Below are 20,950 nucleotides of genomic sequence, written 5' to 3' on the forward strand. Positions count from 1 at the left end.
TATATTTGATCCGCAACCAAATAGCTAAACTCCAAAACATACCCGCTATGAGAATTATTTTCGTACTCCCGTTCCTGTTAATTTCTTTTTTCAGTTACAGCCAAACGGCTACCATTAAATCCATACTGCTGGACCAGTTACGTACTACCCACGATAAGGCCCATGCACAATGGTTTGTAACAGTAAACACCGCTATAGAAGGACTTACCTCTGAAGAGGCCAACTGGAAAGACAGCTCCGGTAACCACTCCATTGCGCAACTGGTGAACCACCTCATTTTCTGGGACCTCGGACTGTTGGAGAAATTCAACGGGAAAGCAAAGCCGGCTGCCAATATCAATAACGACGACACCTTTTCTCCCGCCACAAAGGAGCAATGGGAGGCCTCCGTTAAACGGATCGACAGTGTGCTCACTGCCTGGGAAACTGCTATTGAACAAGCCGATGAAAAAAAGCTCGCATCACAATACAGCACTATTGCCAATATCAACACACATAACGCCTATCATATTGGCCAGATCCTTTATATCCGTAAATTGCGGGGCAACTGGAATCCTGAAAAAGGAGTGAAATAAAATTAAAGTACCACAATGATTCCGGTTTGTCACCTTCCTCATTGTGGTACGTTCATTCATCACTCATGCATCTAAAACTACCTTCCGCCCAGGTAGGTAAATTTTTCATGGAAATATGTTCTTGGTAAAAACGGAGAAGAGATACTCTGCGTCATGATGTAACTCACTTCAAAGTAATCCACTTTACCATCTTCTTTAAATGTGATCTTATTTACACCAGTGGGATCCAGTACCGCAGACCGCATATTACCACCGGATTCCTGGCCGTAGTAATTTGTTACGCTGGTAATCTTACCGTTACTGTCAAAAAAGAATACAGGGCTGAAGCTGCCATAATACGATGCGGAAGTTCCATTCTTTATCGGGTGCCCGTATGTTTTGGCAGCATTACCATCTATATCATACAATGCAACAGAGTTACCCGTAAAAGTGATCAGGTGCATTTTCAGTGGGTAAAACCCGGTAAGCCCGGCGTTTACTACGTCCATCATCGGAGCGGTAGCAGCCATGGTATAGGCGCCATCATAATTATTGCGGGCTGAAAAAGAATACATGGCTTTACCAAAATTGCCGCTGACTACACCTTTGGAAGCACTGCTGATCTGCAGCGGTAAAGCGTAATTCACGTTAAAATCGAAATTGCCGTTATTAATAATCGCCACCTCAACCTGCGTTTTCCGTGTTCCTTTCTTTATTACAACCGAAGAAGAGAACTTAAATAAATCGGCGGGAGGCGCAACATAATCTGAGCCGTTCTGCCTGTTGAAAAGTGCCAATGCCGCGGTATCTACTGCCAGGCCCACTGTAATATCTTCCGGCGCATCCGTAGAGCCGGAGTAGCTTACGTTTACATGGAGGAAAACGGTATCTCCCAGCGCCACTACTCCCAGGTCTGTACTGAATCGCGGATAGGCAGAAGCTGCCACCGCCACGTTATCTCCCGTATTGGCAAATTCAATGATATTACCTGTCTTGCTGATATCCAGCCCCATCTTATCGTCATTGCTTTTCAGACAGGATGTAAATCCGGCCAGCAGGAACACGGAGAAAAATAATGTGCTTATTTTAAATTGTTTCATATCACAGATTTTAAATTGATCATAAAGCCCAAAAGATCAGGGAAGTAAAAGGACTAATGCCTTTAGGCATATTTGCCGCATTGTAAGCCCCTTCAGAAGAAGGATATAACAGGCGGGTAGGCAGCCTGTCGGGGCGGGTGCTTTCCGATACAGAAGATGCAAAGGTGGCGTAACCATCTGCATTGGCCGCGTTACTGATCTTTGGGTAATGTGTGCGCCTGTATTCATTCCAGGCTTCCTGGCTGTTCACGAAATTCAGGGCGATATATTTCTGCGTGATAATAGCCTCCATCTTCTGCTCTGCGGTAGCTGCCAGTGTAAAATTCACCAGCGGGCTAAGCTCATTGTCGGATAAATATTTTACCACATCGCCCGACGGATCACCATGAATAGTTTTACCATCGGCCATAGTATATAAATATTTAAAAGAAGCACTGATACCGTTGTTAAAAAGCGCAGCAGCATTGCCGGCCGGTATTAAACCTTTGACGGCGCCTTCTGCCTGCAGGAAATAACTTTCTGCGGCAGTAAGTAAAGGGAATCCGGCGCCGGGCCCTTTCAGCACACCGGTAGTATCTACGGCGGCTTTACCATCCCTTCCTGTTGCAGGATACCAGAAATTGCCGGAAACACTGGATGGCACGCTGTTGTTCTCCACACCAAGCCTGTTCAGGCCCGTTGCCGGGAATTTATAATACACGTTGGCACCCCTGTAAGGATCTGATAATTTCACCCCGTTATAATAGCTAAACACAAACATATTCGGCATCCATGCCTTAGTGGCATCCGTACCCGTACTGGAATACGCCCAGCTCTCCCATTTGGGATTCTGTTTTCCGTTGTCTTTTATATACCCCGGATTTACCAGCGCATCGGTGGTAAGAAATCCATCCGGGCTGAATGTGGTGTTGTTGAAAGTTACTTTACCACTGCCACGTAAAATGATCCTTAACTTAAGTGTATTGGCCAGTTGCTTCCACTTAACCACATCCCCGTTAAAAATCACATCCGCATTGCCCAGTGCATGAACTGCTACGGTGTTATCGCCTTCATTGATAAGCTGAATGGCAGTGTCCAGCTGTGCCGCCAGATCCTTATAGATCAGCTTTGCATCGGTATACTGAGGGCTCAGGTTATTGGCGCCGCTTAACGCTTCAGTATAAGGTACATCATTGTAGGTATCTACCAGCAATTGATAATTATTTGCCAGCATAATCCTGCCCACCGCCTCAAAATACTTATAGGTAGGCTGGCCCTTCGATTTGTTGATAATAGTGGCGTAATCTTCCAGGTTGTCGTAAGTATTATTCCACAAACCGGTAAAGTAAGTGGAAGAAAAACTATAGGAAATCGCTTGTCCGAACCCGCCAAAACCGCCGGCATTGGCGCCATAACCGGCCAACTCCATACCATAGGAGTTGAATTGATTCATAGCTGAAGCAGTGGCAGTAAGCGCCTGCGGCAGTATCAGTTCAGCAGTGGCAGAAGAAGCCAGCGCCCGGTTTGGATCCTGGTTAATATCCAGGTATTTCTTACAGGAGGTAGCCAGTACCAGCATTCCCATAAATATGATAAAATTCAGTTTTCTCATGGCAAATAATTTTTTTTGATCTTCATCCAATTTTAAAACTTCGCAGACAGGGTGGCTCCGTAATAACGGGAAGGAGGTGTTTGTCCCAGCCCAGTAAGACCAATAGCATTACTGTCGTTACCTGCATCGCTATACTCCGGATCGGTATAGTAATTGTCCTTTGCCATCCAGAGGAACAGGTTACGTCCCTGTACACTGATGGTTAATCCTTTCACAAATCCTGTTTTTCTCAATATTTCAGTGGGTACGTTGTAGGAGAGAGAAATTTCCCTTAGTTTCCAGAAATCACCGGAGGTTACATAGTTAGAGGTAACGTCCCGGTTGATGCCATCTGTCCAGAAACCATTGTTACCATTACCATTCTTCACTGTTATGTTGGTATTGGTAATATATTTACCCGGATTTGCGGGATCTGCCACCACGGAATTCGGAAATACAAATCTTTCACGGTTATATATGGCAGTCCTGTAGCCGGTTCCCGACCAGTCCATTTCAGGCCCCATTGCGTTATAAACCTGGTAGCCACCACGATACTCAAACAACACACTCAGGGAAAAACGTTTGTATCTTACCTGTGCATCAAGACTCAAACGATGCCGCGGCGTTGCATTTCCCAGTATGGAAATAGTATCTGCCTTTGATGGAAGACCGGTGTTACCATCTACAATCACTTTTCCATCCGGGGTGCGGTTGTAATCAAATCCCATAATAACAGGGAATGTTTGCCCCGGTACGGCGTAGGAACCCGGACCATCTGCACCGTAAGTGGACAGTGCCAGTCGTGGCAGGGCACTATTGATAAAATTCACTTTGTTATCCAGCCAGGTGTAGTTACCGCCTACAGTTACACTCCAGTCTGCAGATCTTACAGGCGTTACATGCGCAGTCACTTCCAGGCCTTTACTCTGCGTCTGCCCGGTATTGGTTCTCAGTACACTATAGCCGGTAGCATAGGATACGCGGGTGTTTACTGTCTGGTCATCCGTTTTGGTACTGAACCAGGTAAGATTGGAAACAAAGCGGTCATCAAACATATTCAGGTCGAAGCCCACTTCATATCCTTTGGTAATTTCAGGTTTAAGATTGTTTGATACCAGCGTGTTATCAACCGTATAGCCGGCGAGGGTACCATATGGAAATCCATACGACTTGCCGCTGATGGTAGGCTCCAGTTGGTAAGCGCCAAAGTCGTAGCTGTCGCCCAGGTTCACCTGTCCTACTTTTGACCAGCCGCCTCTTAATTTCAGGAAGCTGATGGTTTTATTACCCTGCAACGCAGTGAGGGCATCACTGGCCACAAATGAGAGATCTGCTGAAGGATAGAAGAAAGAGCGGTTGGCTGCAGCTAATGTCGATACCCAGTCATTTCTGCCGGTGACATGCAGGAACAGGTAGTTGTTGAACCCGATGGTAGCGCTTCCGTAAACACCCATCTGCCTGGCTTTATAATTGGCTTCCGTTGCGCCGGGCGTGCCTACTCCATTGCTTACATTAAATAAACCCGGTACCACCAGTCCGTTCGCTGAGTTGGTAACATATTTCGACTGATCCTCGCGCCATTGGCCGCCGCCGAGGAGTTTAACGTCGAAACGTCCCTGCTTCCGTGCGTACTGAACAAATAAATCAGTGAGATACTGTGTTTTGTAACTGCTGTTGTCTACTACAGAAGCCGCGATGTCTGCTTTGGAACTGGCATCTGTATGTTTGGCAAATTCGGTATAGGTAAATCCGCCGTTGGTATTTTTGCTGTTATAGTTCTTGGCAACAATTCCCTGGCGGGCAACGAAATCCAGTCCGTCGAGAGGTGTGAATTTCAATTCTACGTTTCCGGTGAGATAATTATTTTTCTGATCAGATCTGAAATTATCCTTGCTGAAATAAGGGTTCAGGTACCAGGGATTATAGAAGCCATTTGGATTAGCGAATTTGTTTGTTTTCCAATCGCTGTATTTGGTGATATCCACGTTGCTGGGCATGTTCAGCATGTTCGCATACATAGCAGCAGTGGCGTTGGTAATATCATATTTGTTCTGAACATAGTCGGTATGATAGGTAATGTTAATCGTGTTACCTATTTTCCTTGTTCCATTCACCCGGACAGTTCCCCGGTTATATTTATCATCCGGTGTGGTTCCTTTTGTGGTAAGGTATTGTCCTGATAAATAAAAAGTAGATTTTTCATCTCCGGTAGACATCGAAAAATCAGTTTGATTAGTCAGGCCCTTATTCCAGAATTTATTATGACCATCATTATACTGGTAGTAGGCTGAGTCCTGTGATCCATCTTCCAGTGCAGGTCCCAGGGGCCTTTTTACACCATCAAAAGCAGGGCCGTAAGACTGGTTTTCGAGATAGGAAAAAGGAGGGTTTCCGTTTTCATCTGTACCATAACCGGTACCACCGGCGCCGAATTTCTTCTGGATCTTTGGAAAAAATGCTACCTGTTCAATCGTGGTAGTTTGAGAAACATTTACGGAAGTAACTCCCTGCTTCCCTTTTTTGGTCGTTACAATCACTGCACCGTTGGAAGCCTGTGAACCGTACAGGGCGGCCGCTCCGGCGCCATTCAGTACGGTAACGGTTTCCACATCTTCCGGATTCAGGTAACCGAGAATATCATTGGTAACGATCATGTTGTCCAGCACGATCAGCGCCTGGTTGTTACCTGTTAAAGAACGCTGTCCCCTCAAAACGATGCGGTAATTGGGATTCACACCACCGTTGGTGCCATTGATCATCAGTCCGGCTACTTTACCCTGCAGCCCTCCGGCTATGTTGGTAGGTTTTGCCGCCACCAGTGTTTCACTTTTCACTACGGTATTGGCATATCCCAGTTCTTTTTTCTTACTGGCGATACCGCCCGCTGTTACTACTATTTCATCAATTGATTTGGAAGATACAGCCAGTTTTATGGTTACCTCATTTTGACTGGTAACCGGGATTTCCTGGCTAATGTATCCTACAGAAGATACCACCAGGATAACATTGCCTTTTACATGAATTTCAAAATCTCCATTTGGATTAGTCATTGTTCCGGTAGTGGTACCTTTAATTTGGACCGTAGCAAATCCAATTCCGGCGCCACTTCCATCCAATACATGTCCGGTAACAGTTCGGGTTTGCGCAGAAGCGAGCAACCCGAAAAGCATCAGCATAAAGCATAATGATGCATTTCTTTTCATGAGTGCAGTTTTTAGATTTAGAGTTAGATTCAGATGCTGGTTGTTGTTCTTTAAAAGCGGCCAATAAGCGGTGCTATACCGCACGGGAGTATACCAGGCAACGCCTGCCTGTTTTTTTCCTGTTTCCTGTGAGCAATTTTTTTTGATACAGGCTATGCATAGGCATAGCAATCCCGTTGGCGCTGAAACTGTTGATTGTTGCGCGTGTGCAGATGCTGGTTTAGTTGTTAAATAATGCGTACCGGACAAATGATTATTAACTGTCACTAAGACAATCATTAAAATAATCCGGAAGGTGAGCAACCATTAAAATCACATGACGATTGATGCAGTGTGCATCACGGCGGGTATTTGCCCATTGTTCAAATTTTGGTTTAGTGATAATATTTCCTCATACAGCATACCATCCCCTTCAGGATAAGAATCCTGGTTGTGACAGGCTGATTATATTGGCATAGATCCCCCTTTATGCCTGTTTATATAACAGCATAATTGTGCTTAATTGACAATAGAAACCCCGGGCTTTTTTGCAAAGCCTGCTCTACTCTGGTTTAATTAATGTATGTAATAAACTACGCGAAAACCCATTATATGTAAGGTAGTTGCTATCCATGCAACACCATCCGGGCTGGCGGTTTAAGGTTTTGTTGATTTTGGTTGATCGGTTTAAAAATTGTACTTAAACAAGTAGTTTGCTCTCCGGTAAAAGTTAAATAACAAGTGTGTTTAATTGCTCAAAACAAATATAGAGATTCACCGGAATAAATACAAGATAATTTTAAAAAATATTTATCACTGAAACACCTGTACACCCGCGGTCTGTCAATAATCTTTGTAAAAAATCGTGGATTCTCCTATATTTAAGCTGATTTTCACGTTATAAAGCAGCAAAAAAACGTTTTTGCAAACATTAGAGAATTAAATAAATGTTGATAATTTCCCGTTTTACTACAATAAATTCCGATCAATGGAAGTGACAAGAAGAGCTGCGCTCAAGCAGCTGCTGTATGTGTCAGCCGGCATGGCCATATTGCCTGCCTGTTTGCAACACACCAGCAGAACATCATTAACATTAAAGAACATCCAGGTAGATGGCGACCAGGAGAAAATGCTGGCCGAACTCGTGGAAACGATCATCCCCGCTACTACCACGCCAGGCGCTAAGGAGCTGTCCGCCCACTTATTTACCCTCATTATGATGGACGATTGCTATAAAAAAGAAGACCAGCAACGCTGGCTCAGCGGCATGAAATCATTTGAACAGGCATCTAAAAAACTAAACGGACATACCTTCCTGGACAGCACTCCCGCACAACGGGAAGCCCTGCTCAAAACCCTTGAAGCCGTAAAAGACGACAAGGACGACGTTTCTTTTTTCTACCGCGCTACCAAACGCCTTACCATCAAGGCATATACCAATTCCAAATATTTTCTTACCAAAGTAAATATCTACGAACTGGTACCTGCCAGATACCACGGTTGCGTACCGCTGAAACCCATTACCCGGAAGCTTGCCTAACTACTAATTGTATGAGTAAAGATAATACCAGCCTGCAAAACCGTACGTTTGATGCCATTATTATTGGTTCCGGCATCAGCGGCGGATGGGCAGCAAAAGAATTCACAGAAAAAGGTTTAAAAACACTGGTGCTGGAAAGAGGCCGTGATGTTAAACACATAAAAGACTACCCCACTACCAGCCAGTTCCCGTGGGAATTTCCCCACCGTGGCCAGATACCCGAAGCCATTAAGGCTGCCAACCCGGTGATCAGCCGCTGCTACGCCTATAAAGAAGATGCCATGCACTTCTTCGTGAAAGATACCGATCATCCTTATGGTCAGCCCAAACCGTTCGACTGGATCAGGGGATACCAGGTAGGCGGGAAATCACTGATGTGGGCCAGGCAAACACAACGCTGGAGCGACTTCGACTTTGAAGGACCCGCCCGCGACGGCTTCGCCACCGATTGGCCTATCCGTTACAAAGACATTGCCCCCTGGTACAGCCACGTGGAAAAATTTGTAGGCATCTCCGGAAACAAAGATGGCCTGCCAAACCTCCCCGATGGAGAATTTCTGCCACCACTGGAACTCTCCTGTGTAGAAAATTATTTTAAGGATTTTGTAAAAGATAATTATAAAGACAGACAGGTGATCTACGCCCGTTGCGCCCACTTAACGCAGCCAAAACAGATCCACCTGGACCAGGGCAGAGGACAATGCCAGAAGAGAGATCTTTGCCACCGCGGATGTCCGTTTGGTGGCTACTTCAGCAGCAACTCCTCCACTATTCCCTGGGCAGAAAAAACCGGTAATCTTACACTCCGCCCGTTTTCCGTTGTGCATTCCATCATCTTTGATGAACAAAAAGGAAAAGCTACCGGCGTGCGTGTAGTGGATACCAACACCAAAGAAATGATGGAGTATTACGCAAAAGTAATTTTCGTAAACGCCGCTGCCGTAAATACCAACGCCGTACTGCTCAACTCCACCTCCCACCGCTTCCCCAATGGCCTCGGCAACGATAGCGGTGTGCTGGGAAAATACTTTGCCTTTCATAGTTACCGCGGACGTATCAGCGGACAATACGAAGGATTCAAAGACTCTACCACCGATGGCCGTACCCCTACCAGCTCGTACCTTCCCCGCTTCCGTAATGTACACAAACAGGAAACAGATTTCCTCCGTGGATATGCAGCAGGATTCTCCTCCGGCAGAGGCTCGCATACCAACACCGACGGATTTGGCAAAACGCTGAAAGACCAGCTCTTCAACAGCGAAACAGGACCCTGGTATGTAGGCTCACACATGATGGGTGAAACTATTCCGAAAGAAATCAGCACCGTTACATTGGATAGTCAGAAGAAAGACGAATGGGGCATTCCGCAAATCAATATCAACGTAGACTACGACGACAATGATGAAAAGATGCTGAAGGATTTCTTTGAGCAGATGACCGACATGTTTACCAAAGCCGGTTTCACCAATATACATACCAGCGACTCCAAACAGGCGCCCGGACTGGATATCCACGAAATGGGCGGCGTACGTATGGGCAACGATCCTAAAACATCTATGCTGAATAAATGGAACCAGATGCACGCATGCAACAACGTATTTGTAACAGATGGCGCCTGCATGACTTCTACTTCCACACAGAACCCGTCGCTCACCTATATGGCGCTGACCGCGAGGGCGGTGGACTATGCCGTGCAACAACTGAAGAAGGGGGAGATATAATTGCGCTTCTTTATCATATTAAAACGCGGATGAACACCTCTTGTTCACCCGCGTTTTTTATTTAATTTGCACAGATGAAACCTGTTAATGAACTGATTAATACAAAAGAACCAGGCTGGGACCTGGTAAAGGAATGGATTAAAGATGGTAGCAACCATATAGAAATTCTTCCGAAAGATAGTGCCCGTGCAGAGCAGGCTTTATATGAAACCCAGGTAACCACCCGCTCCCCGATGGGCGCTATCATCTATGAAACCGGCGGACTACTGGTAGATCATGGCTGGATCCGGGTACTCGGCTCCGGCCACGAAAAGCTGGACCGTACACTGCCTGCCTGGAATAATGGAAAATCGTATATGCATTCCGGTGAGCAACCCGGCTTTTTATTAATAGCAGACGATGTGGTAGGTGGCTTCTTTGCCATCAATGCCGGCGGCATTGCGGCGCAGGAAGGAATTGGCAGCATATTTTACTTTGCACCTGATACACTGGAATGGGAAAATATGGAGATCAGCTACAGCGATTTCATTTCCTTTTGCTGCTCCGGCGACATTGAAGGATTCTATGAAGCTTTCCGCTGGAAAGGCTGGCGCGAAGAAGTAGCTGCATTAAACGGCAACCAGGCATTCAGCTTCGTACCATTCTTATTTACAAAGGAAGGAAAAGACCTGGATAACATCAGTAAAAAAGCCGTGCCGGTAGAAGAACTCTGGTTTTTGCAAATGGATCTGCAGAAACAATTCGGGCATTAAAATACCGCCGCCGGATAAAATGTTAAAATTTCCGTACCCACTCCCTACGGAGGAATAATTAGGCTACATTTAATCCCTGTAGCAATTAATCCTTACACTAAAACTTCGTCATGTCTCACAATTTATTAAAGGGAAAGAAGGGAATTATTTTTGGTGCGCTGGATGAAAGATCCATTGCATGGAAAACAGCACTATGCTGCGTGGCAGAAGGTGCGGAAATCGTTTTAACCAATGCTCCTGTTGCCATCCGGATGGGTGAAATAAACGGACTGGCACAGCAATGCAACGCACCGGTTATCCCTGCCGATGTTACCAACATGGAGGACCTCGATAACCTTTTCATCAAAACAAAAGAACACTTTGGCGGCGGCGTGGACTTTATCCTCCACTCCATTGGCATGAGCGTGAATATGCGTAAAGGCAACGACTATACGAATCTCAACTACGACTACATGCATAAATCGGTAGATATATCCGCCATGAGCTTTCACCGGGTATTGCAAACCGCTATTAAACACGATGCCATCAATGAATGGGGGTCCGTAGTGGCGCTTACATTTATTGCTGCGCACCTCGCCTTTCCTAACTATAACGAAATGGCCGATATCAAAGCGATGCTGGAAAGTATTACCCGCAGTTTCGGTTATCAGTATGGTATCAAAAAACATGTGCGCATCAACACTATTTCACAGTCGCCCACCATCACTACCGCCGGACAAGGCATTGCAGGTTTTGATGGCTTTGTAGCCTTCTCTGAAAAGATGTCGCCACTCGGAAATGCTACCGCCGATCAGTGTGCGGAGTTTACCGTTTCCCTGTTCTCTGACTACACGCGGATGGTTACCATGCAGAACATCTTCCACGACGGGGGCTTCTCCAGTACCGGTGTTACAGAAGCCATTATTCAGCAGATGTCTAAATAAAATAATTATAAAAAGATAAGCCTCTCCGGTAACCGGAGAGGCTTATCTTTTTATAAACGGCTCTTACCGGAAAAACCAGTACAGCGCTGCCATCATCAGCAGTAACACGGCAGACAATACTTTATAGTTAGCCAGCCCCGGCCAGCCTTTTACCCGCAATGGCGCTAAAGGACTCTCCCAGTAAAGACGGCTGCTTTCAGCGGTATGCTGCACCGGGAACACAAATGACAATGCCACCTGCAACAACGCACAAACCACAAACAAATAGAAAGCCACCATCAGCGGTGGTATGTTAATCGGATATAGTTTTCCGGTAAGATATACCCCCGCACCCAGCGCCGATCCTATCCACAAAGTATATTGCGCCGAAAGGGAAGATGCCTTTTTCCAGAACACACCAAGCAGAAACACGCAGGTGATGGGTGGTGCAATATGTGATATTACGTCGTTAATGCCGTTAAAAAGACTCTCATACCTGTTTAGCAATGGTAGTAGCCCAATGGATAAAATAAGCGCTAAACCGGCCGCAATACGGCCCGTTTTCACCAGTTGCCGGTCTGTTGCCTGCGGACGGTTCCGTTTGTACAGATCGTAGCTCACCAGCGTGGCAATAGAGTTCAGCGCACCGGAGATCTGGCTCATCAGGCCCGACAGCAACGCCGCTACCAGCACACCTACCAGCCCGGTAGGCACCAGCCGCGTAATCATCACGGAATAAATGCCCTTCGTATGCAGCTGTCCATCGGCCTGCCGCAATACTTCCAGGTCCAGGTGTCCTTGCTTGAACAACACATATGCCAGTAGTCCCGGGAGAATGAAAATAAAAACAGGCAACACTTTTATAAAACCACAGAACAGCGCGCCGGTACGCGCATGATTCTCATCCTTTGCACCCAATACCCGCTGCACAATAGTCTGATCCGCACACCAGTACCAGATACCAATAACAGGATAACCCAGGAACACCGCATACCAGGGCAACCCATTCGGATCGCCCGCAGGATGCAACATCGACAGCTTATCCAACTGATGGCCCTCCTGCAGCACCTGCACCACCGGTTGCCAGCCACCTACCTTCCACCACGACAGTACCGTGATGATCACCGCGCCGCCCAGCAACACTACCGTTTGCACGGATTCTGTTACCACCACGGCCCGGAGCCCACCTACAATAGTGTATGCGCCCGTTACCAATGCAATGAGGATAATACTGGTAAACATGTTTATGCCAAACAACGTTTCCAGCACAATGCCACCCGCCAGGAAAGAAAACGCAATATGGATCACGATTGCCGATACTACGGAAACAATCGCCAGCCAATCGCGGCACGCCCTGTTGTAACGCCGCTCCAGGAAATCCGGCAGCGTGGCCACTCCCGAACGGATGTAAAACGGAATAAAGAAGAGTGCCAGCAATATCAATGTAAAGGCGGCCATCCACTCAAAGTTACCTGCCAGCAAGCCGGTATCAAAGCCGCTCTGGGCAAGACTAACCAGGTGCAAACAAGAAATGTTGGTGGCAAACAATGCCATGCCTATCATGGGCCAGCGCAACGATTTACCGGCCAGGAAATATTCTCCTGCCGCTGAATCATTCTTCTTGCCGGATAATCCCGCCCAGAAGCCCAGCCCCACAATAAAGGCCACATAGCAAATGCTGATGATAATATCGGTAGTAGCTATCATCCCGGGAAAGTATTAAGAGACAGCAGATCGCAACTGCTGCCCGGTGTTTCAGGCGTCTTGTAAAAGCCGTCTGTAATGAGTGCAGGATGAACGAAGTGCTTACGCAGGTGCGGTATATGCTCCAGGAATAAGGCTTCATGTCCCATACCAATGTGATTGAACAACACCAGATGCTGATGCAGCTGTCCCATATCGCCTACGTGCGGTACCACCGGCACACCAAACTTTTTACATAACAGGCTTACCGTAATAAATTCGCTGACGCCTCCTACCCTTACCGCATCTACCTGTATAAACCCGGCGCTGCCTGTTTGCAGGTAATTCTTGAAAATCACTTTATTGGGTACATGTTCTCCCAAAGCCAGCTTCACGGGGTTCAACGCATCCGCCAGGGTTTTGTGCGCGAGGATATCATCCGGGTGCGTGGGCTCCTCTATCCAGTAAGGATTAATAGCTGCAAGTTTTTTACCAATAGCAATTGCCTGCGGCAGATTCCATTGCTGATTGGCATCTACCATTACTTTGATCTCATCGCCAACGGTGTTTCTTACAATATGCGCTCTTCGTATATCCGTGTCCGGGTCTTTTGCACCTACCTTTAATTTCAGTGCGCGAAAGCCGTTATCCAATGCGCGTTTACAATTAGCTTCCAGCTGATCATCGGAATAATTAAACCAGCCGGCGGAAGTATCGTAGGCGGGGTAACCCTTGCCCAGCACACCTTCGCGCGAAGTCCTGGAGGTCTGCATTTCCGTTAACATACGGACCGCTTCTTCACGGGGCAGTACTTCTTCGAGGTACGAGAGGTCCAATGTGTTCACTACCTGTTCGGGTGTGAGGTCTAGCAGCAATTTCCATAAAGGCACCTGCTGTTGTTTGGCCCACAGGTCGTAGCAGGCATTGGTTACCGCCGCGAGGGCCAGGTGCACTACTCCTTTGTGAGGGCCCAGCCATCGGAACTGCTGCTCATCGGAACGTTGTTTAAACCAATCGCCGAAGGAAGCCATCACTTCGGTAAGTTCTTTTCCTACCAGCTTTTCGCCGTAGAACCGCGCAGCAGCGCATACCAGTTCATTGCCTGCTCCCAGGGTGAAAGCCAGGCCGGTACCGCAATTACCTTTGTCGTCGTACAAACAGGCTACCGTGTACGAATATACGGGGTTCTGATGTATGGCATCGCTACCGGCGCCACCTGTTAAAGGGAACCGGGCATCTTTTACAACTATCTTACTGATCATTTTATGTTATCATTTTATAGGAGCAACACTAAGCGCCGGCTTATCCGTTTCCAATACCACTACGGTGTCATTGGCATCGGGCAATACAGCGGGCAATGTTATCGTGAACCGATCGGCGGCTGTAGTCAGCTTCACTGCAGCGCCTTTCAGGAGATATGCTTTATTAACTTTTACGCCCGGCATAGCAGGCAGTTCAATAGTTGGCTGCGACTGATCGAAAACGTGCACGTATACTTTGTTGCCACTCCGCGTAGCAGCATACTTGCTGTTAGGGTTGTAAGGACCGCCATGCGTATTATAAACAGCGGCGCCGTACTTACGAAGCCAGTCGCCCATCTCTTTCAAACGGGCTACCTGTGCCGGTTCTATGGCTCCATCGGAGCGGGGGCCTACATTAAATAACAGGTTGCCGTTACCACTGGCCACTTTTGCCAGTGTCTGAATACAGGTTTGCAGCGATTTCATTTTATCATCCGGCTTCCATGCCCACTGTTCGCAGATGGTCATGCAGGTTTCCCAGGGCGTGTTCATGTCCAGGTCGCCGATACGTTGTTCCGGTGTATCAAAATCGCCCAGGAAGGTAGACGTACCCGAAGCGCCGGTGCCGGAAAACGCTTTACCAAGACGGTTATTAATGATAAGATCTTTCTTCAGTGTTTTGAGATAGGTGTACACGTCCACCGCCATTTCCGGTGTCCACGGCTTTTCCCAGGGACCGTCAAACCACAGCATATAAGGATCATAGCCGGTTACCAGTTCTTTCAGCTGGTTTTTCATATACACCACGTACTGGTCCATGCGAGCATCTTTCCGTATACCCTTTGCCGTTGTATCATCCGGATTATCAATAGGGTAGTCCGGATGGTGCCAGTCGAGCACCGAGTAATAGATACAGAACTTAATGTGATACTTCTTACATGCCTTTGCCAGCAGGCCCACCACATCTTTCTTAAAGGGAGTGGCAGTAATATTATAATCAGTATAGGCAGATGGCCATAAACAAAATCCGTCATGATGCTTGGCAGTGATGGTCAGGTATTTCATACCGGCATCGCTGGCTGTTTTCACCCATTCCTCTGCATTAAATTTCACCGGGTTAAACTGGCGGTACAGGGTATCATATTCTGCAGCCGGCACCTTGCTGTGCCGTGACCAGCCTATTTCCGTTCCTCTCAGGGAAACAGGCCCCCAGTGGATAAACAGGCCAAAGCGCAGGTCCATAAACTGGTCCATCACTTTTTTACTGGTCAGTATTTTCGGATCCAGTTGTGCATTGGTCTGGGCTTTGCCCTGGAGTGCCAGCAACAACAAACAGAAAGCAGCTAATTTTTTCATTGTTCACTTTATTTTATGAGGTATGCTTATATCCAAGTTCTGCCCCGCCACTTACGGGCATAATACAGCCGGTGATAAAGCGCGCCTGTTCAGATAACAGGAACGCACATACGTCGGCAATTTCATCTGCCTCCGGGCAATATCCCAACGCGTGGATACCATCGAGGTATTGCGCTATACGTGCGGGTTCCGGCTGTTCACTGCTCCACCGGCGCAACATGGGCGTCCATACGCCTGCGGGGGCCACTGCGTTTACCCGGATGCCATCGGCGGCATAGTCGAGGGCCATTGCTTTGGTGAGTGCATTTACCGCTCCTTTACTGCCCGCATAGGCCGCGTGGTTTTCCTGGCCAATGTCCCCTACCATGCTGCTGGTGTTGAGGATACAGCCACGGGAAGCTTTCAGTGCAGCAATGCCATAGCGTGTGGTGTAATAGATGCCACGCACATTTACATTCATGACCAGTTGCCACTCTTCTTCGGTGGTATCATGTAAAGGTTTCGAAGGACTGGCAACGCCTGCATTATTGTGGATGGCATTGAGCCGGCCGTAGGTTTGCAGCACCGTGTCAATGGCCTGTTGTATAGCCGCGCCGCTGTTAAGATCTGCTGTGAGGAAAATATGCGGCGTGCCCATCTGCTCCTGCAGACGTTGCAATGCCGCGGTGTCTTTATCAATCACCGCCACGGTGGCGCCTTGCTTTGCATACACCTGCGCACAGGCTTCACCAATGCCGGATGCGCCGCCGGTAATCAGCACTATTTTATCTTGCAGTATCATCGTTTTTCATTTTCCGTGGATAATTCAAAAGTAAGCAGGGATAAGGTAGGTCATCCCGGTGAAATTGACTTAAATCAACACTATTTTGACTTATTTACTGAATTTACCTATTTTAGCCGGATAATATGAAGCCTCTTTTTGCCATACCGGGCGATAAAGCCCTCGAACAAAGTGTATACCTGATCAAGGAAATTACACAGCCGTACTTTTCCACGGAGTTCCACTTCCATCACGAATGCCAGCTGGTATACGTAGTGGAAAGCGCCGGGCGACGCATCATTGGCGACAACATCAGCTATTTTGAAAGCGGGGAGCTGATATTTGTAGGCTCCGGTACCCCGCATGTGTGGCACAACGAACAAAAGTATTTTGAAGGGAAAGACAAGCTCCAGGCAAGGTCGCTGGCGTTGTATATTTCGCCGGATCTCCTGGTAGAACATCTTAGTCCCTTTACCAATACGAGCGCCGTTAAAACCTGGCTCAAAAAGGCGCAGCGGGGCATCCAGTTTCATGGCAAAGCCAAAGCGGAAATACTGGCGTTGATGCAGCAGATGCTTACACAGCACGACCTGCTGCAAACCATCTCCTTTATGACCCTGCTACAGAAAATGATGGCCACCAAAGAATATAAACTCCTTGCCGGCACTAACTATGTAAACCTGTATAACGATAAAGATCAGTCGAGGATGGATGATATCTTCAAATATATTTTCCGTCATTTTAAAAGAGATATCCCGCTGTCGGAAATAGCAGCGGTGGCAGGCATCAACGTACACTCTTTCTGTCGCTTCTTCAAAAGCAGAACACAGAAATCATTTACTCATTTTGTAAATGAATTAAGGATCGGTTACGCCTGCAGGCTGTTACAGGAAAAGGAAATGTCGATGGCAGAGTTATCGAATAAGTGCGGATACAGGAATACCACGCACTTTAACCGCTTCTTCAAAAAGATCAAAGGGAAAACGCCGAGAGACTACAAGAGAGACGTTACTTCACTGGATTAATTTACCAGGAAATACACCACCCGGCAAACAGATCCATCACCCTCCTTTTGCAGGCTGAGCGTATGCTTGCCGGGTTTCAGATCATCACCCAATATGAGATACCACGGCAGGTACAGGCTTTTACTCCACTGCGTGCGCAGATCTTTTTGCTGCACAGCGCCGTCATCAATACGGTAGCTGATTACACCTGCATCCGGACCGGAAACAATGCCAATACCAATAGTACGCCCGGTGAATGGATACTCCACACTGGCACGCGCCGTGTCTGATACCAGCATAGGCACTTTTACAAATCCTTCGCGGGTACCCACCTTATCAATGGGCTCCCATGACTCAATGATGGAGAATCCACTTTTATTAACAGCTTCATGTATATTGCCATAGGCGCCGTTTTCATAATTGAGCGGGTCCGCTGCGCGGGGCAGTTTCACTGATGATAAATGCTTTGGCGCCGCTGCGCTGAAATCCTCTTCCAGTAACCGTTTGATCGCATCAAAATATAACTGCTGCCCAAAAGGAGAAGGATGCAGATCTTTAAAATCATCTTTCCAGGTAAACTCACGGGCATCTATGCGGGTAGTAATTTCTTTAGCGAGATTGATAAACGGCAGATGATATTTCTTGGCAAGATCTTCATGCACCTGTACTTCTACCGGCACTTTACCAGCGTGATAATCGGCCATCTTGTCTTCATCCACAAAAGCCATCAGCACAATATTCACCTGCGGATTGGCTTTCAGCGCATGACGGATAATTCCTTCCATAGCCCTGCGCTGCGTTACTTCATTGGTGCCATTCACCCGGTCGTTTACCGCTGCTTCCAGGAATAGCAGGTCGGTTTTCCCTTTGCTTAATACATCGTGTTCAAACCGGAACGCATGTGGTAAGCTGCCAAGTGAAGGAATCCCGGCATTGATAAAACGGAAATCAGTAGCAGGGTATGCAGCAGTGAGATAGTCGCACACCTTACCACGCCAGCCTTCCATATTGGTGATAGAGCCACCCATGAAAGTAATGGTAGCCTTTCTATCTGCTTTGATATGATACCTTACATTATCGAGGCGGCCATAACGGGTGATAAATTGCTCCTGCGCCAGCGCACTAACGGTAACGGCTATACCTAATAATACCCCTGCTAATTTCCTGATCATATTTTCGTTGGTTGTATCTCTTTTATTACCCCGTTGATTCTTACTTTTACTTTATGCGTAGCGGCGCCGCGTATTTTATAATTGGTAACGAGGCCGTTTTTCCAGGTCATGTCTACGGTATAATTACCTCTTGCTTTCAGCCCCTTTACTGTACCGGATGCCTTCCACGCATCGGGCAGTGCAGGCAACAAATCGATAAAGCCCGCATGACTTTGCAGCAGCATTTCCGCCAGTCCGGCTGCGCCACCGAAGTTGCCATCTATCTGGAACGGAGGCCCTGCAGAAAACATGTTTGAATAAATACCGCCACCGGCGCCGTAATTAATGTCTGTATTATAAGTGGGCTTGATTAATCCGGCGAACAATTTAAACGCGCGGTTGCCATCATGCAGTCGTGCCCAGAATAACAGCTTATAGGCGATGGACCAGCTGGGGCCATCATCCCCTCTCACTTCCAGCGTTTGTTTGCAGGCTTCGGCCAGTTCCGGCGTGGCTTCCGGTGTAATCAGCGAGGCGGGATACAATCCATATAAATGTGAAATATGCCGGTGCGTGGGTTCTGTCTCTTTGTATTCTTCCAGCCACTCCATCAGTCGTCCGTCTTTACCTACCCTGCCTGCAGGCGGCAGCTGTTTTAGTTTCTCCGTCAGCGTGGTGGTGAATGCAGCATCCTTGCCGAGTGTTTTGGCAGCGGTGATCACATTCATAAACAGCTCGCGGATGATCTGGTTATCAATAGTAGGCCCGTTGCAGATGCTGGCAGTTTGGCCGTTGGGCAGATAAAAAGAATTTTCCGGAGAAGAAGAAGGGGAAGTAACGAGCCACCCGGTTTTATCATCCTTTATCAGCATGCTGCTATAAAATTCCGCAGAGCCTTTTAACACCGGGTATATATCTTCCAGGTATTTTTTATCATTGGTAAAAGCATAATGCTCCCAAAGGTTATTACACAACCATCCGGATCCTGATTTGGTAACGCCCCACGATGCGCTTTCCCCTGGCTCTGTAAAGCCCCATATATTGGTGATCACATGCGCTACCCATCCTTCTGCATTATAATAAGCTTTGGCAGTTCTTTCACCGGGTTTCACCAGTCCGTGTACCAGCTCCGCCAGCGGCAGGTTGAGTTCCGGCAGGTTGCTCACTTCCACCGGCCAGTGGTTCATCTGCACATTTACGTCGAGGTGGTAATCCCCATTCCAGGGCGTCTGGATCTGGTTGGCCCACAGCCCCTGTAAATTAGGTGGCAACAAACCCACGCGGGTGCTGCTGATGCTCAGGTAACGGCCATATTGATAAAATAGTACGGGTAATCCGTTGTCTGCCGCGGGCGCCTTGTGAAAATCAATGAGCCGCTGATCGGTAGGCACCTGTGTTGCACTGGCGCCGCCCAGCTCCATACTAACGCGGTTGAATAAACGCTGATAAGCGGCTATATGCTGTTGCTTCTGCTGCGCATAACCTTTACGCATGGCTGCAGCGAGCAGTTGTTTCGTTTGTTCCCGGTAGCCGGGATTCCTGAAATCGGTAGCGGTAGATACATACAGGATCACTTCCGTGGCATCTTTAATAACCAGTGTATCCTTGTCCGTTAGCAGCTGACCACCTTTCAGTTTTGCCTGTACCCTGGTCAGGTATTTCATACCGGGATTGGCGGTACCGCTTTTCAATTCGCCGGACATTTGCAGCTCCTGTCCTTCGGTGCGGATGGTGGCTCTTTCCGGGCGACTGATACCAACCCGCATATTGAGTTGTCCGCCTTTGCCGGCCGTTAAACGGATCACGCCTACATCGCCGTTGAAGTCCGTAAAATATTCGCGCGTATAGGCGACCCCGTTAATTGTATAATTAGTAGTGGCTATCGCCTCATTCAACGACAAGTCCCTTTTATAACGGGCAGGGCTATCCGCTTTGGGATAGCTGAACTGCAGCAATAATTCGCCCAGCATCTGGAAACATCCGAAAGGAACATCCCCGGAGCCTTTGCCGGTACATACAAATGATTTGTCCATCAGCGCCTGGGCCTCGTTATTCTTTCCTTCGGCCAGCAGCTGCCGGATAGCAGGCAGTTGTTTGTAGGCATCGTAGTTGTTGGCGTCCTGCGGTGCGCCGGACCAGAGGGTGATATCATTTAAAACAATCTTTTCCTGGCTGATTCCGCCGTCCGGCATCATGCCCAGGCGGCCATTCCCAAGTGGCACCGTTTCCTCCCAAACCTTTGCCGGCTTGTTATACCAGAGCCGTAATGGTTGCTGCTGCGCCGCAGCTGTACCGGCTATCAACAGAGCGCCGGCTATTGCAATATGCCTGAAAGAAAAAAGTTGCTGATCCATGTTTTCCGGATAACGTTTTTGATGTAACAGGCAGGTGTGCCTGTTATGTATTAATAATCTCCGACTGTGGCAGACCATAG

15 protein-coding genes are annotated in these 20,950 nt (G+C 47.6%); 6 read left to right on the forward strand and 9 right to left on the reverse strand.

Annotation, left to right across the window (positions count from 1 at the left end; all coding sequences use genetic code 11):
• The first annotated feature begins 47 nt into the window (after window positions 1-47).
• Window positions 48-575, forward strand: coding sequence for a DinB family protein (locus tag V7S65_RS30100; RefSeq protein WP_079473032.1), 528 nt, complete (start codon window positions 48-50; stop codon window positions 573-575).
• 77 nt (window positions 576-652) lie between these two features.
• Here the strand turns inward: V7S65_RS30100 and V7S65_RS30105 are convergent, their stop codons facing one another.
• From V7S65_RS30105 to V7S65_RS30115, 3 genes are read right to left on the reverse strand one after another with little or no spacing between them, the layout of a single operon-like run.
• Complete coding sequence (locus V7S65_RS30105; RefSeq protein ID WP_336389323.1) at window positions 653-1,654, reverse strand: DUF1735 domain-containing protein; 1,002 nt, start codon at window positions 1,652-1,654, stop codon at window positions 653-655.
• Between the two features lie 19 nt (window positions 1,655-1,673).
• Window positions 1,674-3,245, reverse strand: coding sequence for a SusD/RagB family nutrient-binding outer membrane lipoprotein (locus V7S65_RS30110; protein WP_336389322.1), 1,572 nt, complete (start codon window positions 3,243-3,245; stop codon window positions 1,674-1,676).
• Between the two features lie 32 nt (window positions 3,246-3,277).
• Window positions 3,278-6,427 carry a SusC/RagA family TonB-linked outer membrane protein gene (locus V7S65_RS30115; protein WP_336389321.1) on the reverse strand — a complete coding sequence of 1,050 codons (3,150 nt, stop codon included), beginning with the start codon at window positions 6,425-6,427 and terminating at the stop codon, window positions 3,278-3,280.
• Between the two features lie 967 nt (window positions 6,428-7,394).
• Between V7S65_RS30115 and V7S65_RS30120 the strand changes: the two genes are divergently transcribed.
• The 4 genes from V7S65_RS30120 (at window position 7,395) to V7S65_RS30135 (ending at window position 11,342) form a co-directional block, all read left to right on the forward strand.
• The gene (locus V7S65_RS30120) at window positions 7,395-7,946 is read left to right on the forward strand and encodes a gluconate 2-dehydrogenase subunit 3 family protein (RefSeq protein ID WP_079473030.1); all 552 of its coding nucleotides are present in this window, start codon (window positions 7,395-7,397) and stop codon (window positions 7,944-7,946) included.
• Between the two features lie 11 nt (window positions 7,947-7,957).
• The gene (locus V7S65_RS30125; RefSeq protein ID WP_336389320.1) at window positions 7,958-9,667 is read left to right on the forward strand and encodes a GMC family oxidoreductase; all 1,710 of its coding nucleotides are present in this window, start codon (window positions 7,958-7,960) and stop codon (window positions 9,665-9,667) included.
• 74 nt (window positions 9,668-9,741) lie between these two features.
• Window positions 9,742-10,419, forward strand: a complete 678-nt coding sequence (locus V7S65_RS30130) for a DUF2625 domain-containing protein (protein ID WP_336389319.1) — start codon at window positions 9,742-9,744, stop codon at window positions 10,417-10,419.
• A gap of 110 nt (window positions 10,420-10,529) precedes the next feature.
• The gene (locus tag V7S65_RS30135) at window positions 10,530-11,342 is read left to right on the forward strand and encodes an enoyl-ACP reductase FabI (RefSeq protein WP_336389318.1); all 813 of its coding nucleotides are present in this window, start codon (window positions 10,530-10,532) and stop codon (window positions 11,340-11,342) included.
• A gap of 63 nt (window positions 11,343-11,405) precedes the next feature.
• Here the strand turns inward: V7S65_RS30135 and V7S65_RS30140 are convergent, their stop codons facing one another.
• The 4 genes from V7S65_RS30140 to V7S65_RS30155 are packed head-to-tail and all read right to left on the reverse strand — an operon-like array spanning window position 11,406 to window position 16,382.
• Window positions 11,406-13,028: a sodium:solute symporter gene (locus V7S65_RS30140; protein ID WP_336389317.1), complete on the reverse strand. Its 1,623-nt coding sequence runs from the start codon at window positions 13,026-13,028 to the stop codon at window positions 11,406-11,408.
• Window positions 13,025-14,266 (reverse strand): enolase C-terminal domain-like protein, encoded by a 1,242-nt coding sequence (locus V7S65_RS30145; RefSeq protein ID WP_336389316.1) that lies wholly within the window; start codon window positions 14,264-14,266, stop codon window positions 13,025-13,027. Before V7S65_RS30145 ends, V7S65_RS30140 begins: the two co-directional genes overlap by 4 nt.
• 9 nt (window positions 14,267-14,275) lie before the next feature.
• Window positions 14,276-15,601 carry an alpha-L-fucosidase gene (locus tag V7S65_RS30150; protein WP_336389315.1) on the reverse strand — a complete coding sequence of 442 codons (1,326 nt, stop codon included), beginning with the start codon at window positions 15,599-15,601 and terminating at the stop codon, window positions 14,276-14,278.
• Window positions 15,602-15,614: 13 nt separating this feature from the next.
• Complete coding sequence (locus V7S65_RS30155; RefSeq protein WP_336389314.1) at window positions 15,615-16,382, reverse strand: SDR family NAD(P)-dependent oxidoreductase; 768 nt, start codon at window positions 16,380-16,382, stop codon at window positions 15,615-15,617.
• A 125-nt stretch (window positions 16,383-16,507) separates the two neighbouring features.
• Here V7S65_RS30155 and V7S65_RS30160 point away from each other — a divergent pair, with 125 nt between their 5' ends.
• Entirely contained in the window at window positions 16,508-17,386 is an 879-nt protein-coding gene (locus V7S65_RS30160) for an AraC family transcriptional regulator (protein ID WP_336389313.1), read from the forward strand.
• On the opposite strand, the gene V7S65_RS30165 is transcribed toward V7S65_RS30160, so the two are convergent.
• Window positions 17,383-18,537: an SGNH/GDSL hydrolase family protein gene (locus V7S65_RS30165; protein ID WP_336389312.1), complete on the reverse strand. Its 1,155-nt coding sequence runs from the start codon at window positions 18,535-18,537 to the stop codon at window positions 17,383-17,385. The two genes, V7S65_RS30160 and V7S65_RS30165, sit on opposite strands and share 4 nt — an antisense overlap.
• Entirely contained in the window at window positions 18,534-20,870 is a 2,337-nt protein-coding gene (locus V7S65_RS30170; RefSeq protein ID WP_336389311.1) for a glycoside hydrolase family 95 protein, read from the reverse strand. Before V7S65_RS30170 ends, V7S65_RS30165 begins: the two co-directional genes overlap by 4 nt.
• Between the last annotated feature and the right edge of the window lie 80 nt (window positions 20,871-20,950).

Origin of the sequence: Chitinophaga sp. CCNWYY40 (genome assembly GCF_037483205.1) — a bacterium.
In the GTDB taxonomy this organism is placed as follows: Bacteria; Bacteroidota; Bacteroidia; order Chitinophagales; family Chitinophagaceae; genus Chitinophaga; species Chitinophaga ginsengisegetis.

Excerpts from the sequence above, each read along its gene's own strand:
- V7S65_RS30160 (WP_336389313.1), top strand. The coding sequence starts at position 16,508 with ATGAAGCCTCTTTTTGCCATACCGGGCGATAAAGCCCTCGAACAAAGT.
- V7S65_RS30120 (WP_079473030.1), top strand. The coding sequence starts at position 7,395 with ATGGAAGTGACAAGAAGAGCTGCGCTCAAGCAGCTGCTGTATGTGTCA.
- V7S65_RS30100 (WP_079473032.1), top strand. The coding sequence starts at position 48 with ATGAGAATTATTTTCGTACTCCCGTTCCTGTTAATTTCTTTTTTCAGT.
- V7S65_RS30165 (WP_336389312.1), bottom strand. The coding sequence starts at position 18,537 with ATGATCAGGAAATTAGCAGGGGTATTATTAGGTATAGCCGTTACCGTT.
- V7S65_RS30135 (WP_336389318.1), top strand. The coding sequence starts at position 10,530 with ATGTCTCACAATTTATTAAAGGGAAAGAAGGGAATTATTTTTGGTGCG.
- V7S65_RS30115 (WP_336389321.1), bottom strand. The coding sequence starts at position 6,427 with ATGAAAAGAAATGCATCATTATGCTTTATGCTGATGCTTTTCGGGTTG.
- V7S65_RS30140 (WP_336389317.1), bottom strand. The coding sequence starts at position 13,028 with ATGATAGCTACTACCGATATTATCATCAGCATTTGCTATGTGGCCTTT.
- V7S65_RS30145 (WP_336389316.1), bottom strand. The coding sequence starts at position 14,266 with ATGATCAGTAAGATAGTTGTAAAAGATGCCCGGTTCCCTTTAACAGGT.
- V7S65_RS30150 (WP_336389315.1), bottom strand. The coding sequence starts at position 15,601 with ATGAAAAAATTAGCTGCTTTCTGTTTGTTGTTGCTGGCACTCCAGGGC.
- V7S65_RS30125 (WP_336389320.1), top strand. The coding sequence starts at position 7,958 with ATGAGTAAAGATAATACCAGCCTGCAAAACCGTACGTTTGATGCCATT.
- V7S65_RS30110 (WP_336389322.1), bottom strand. The coding sequence starts at position 3,245 with ATGAGAAAACTGAATTTTATCATATTTATGGGAATGCTGGTACTGGCT.
- V7S65_RS30130 (WP_336389319.1), top strand. The coding sequence starts at position 9,742 with ATGAAACCTGTTAATGAACTGATTAATACAAAAGAACCAGGCTGGGAC.
- V7S65_RS30155 (WP_336389314.1), bottom strand. The coding sequence starts at position 16,382 with ATGATACTGCAAGATAAAATAGTGCTGATTACCGGCGGCGCATCCGGC.
- V7S65_RS30105 (WP_336389323.1), bottom strand. The coding sequence starts at position 1,654 with ATGAAACAATTTAAAATAAGCACATTATTTTTCTCCGTGTTCCTGCTG.
- V7S65_RS30170 (WP_336389311.1), bottom strand. The coding sequence starts at position 20,870 with ATGGATCAGCAACTTTTTTCTTTCAGGCATATTGCAATAGCCGGCGCT.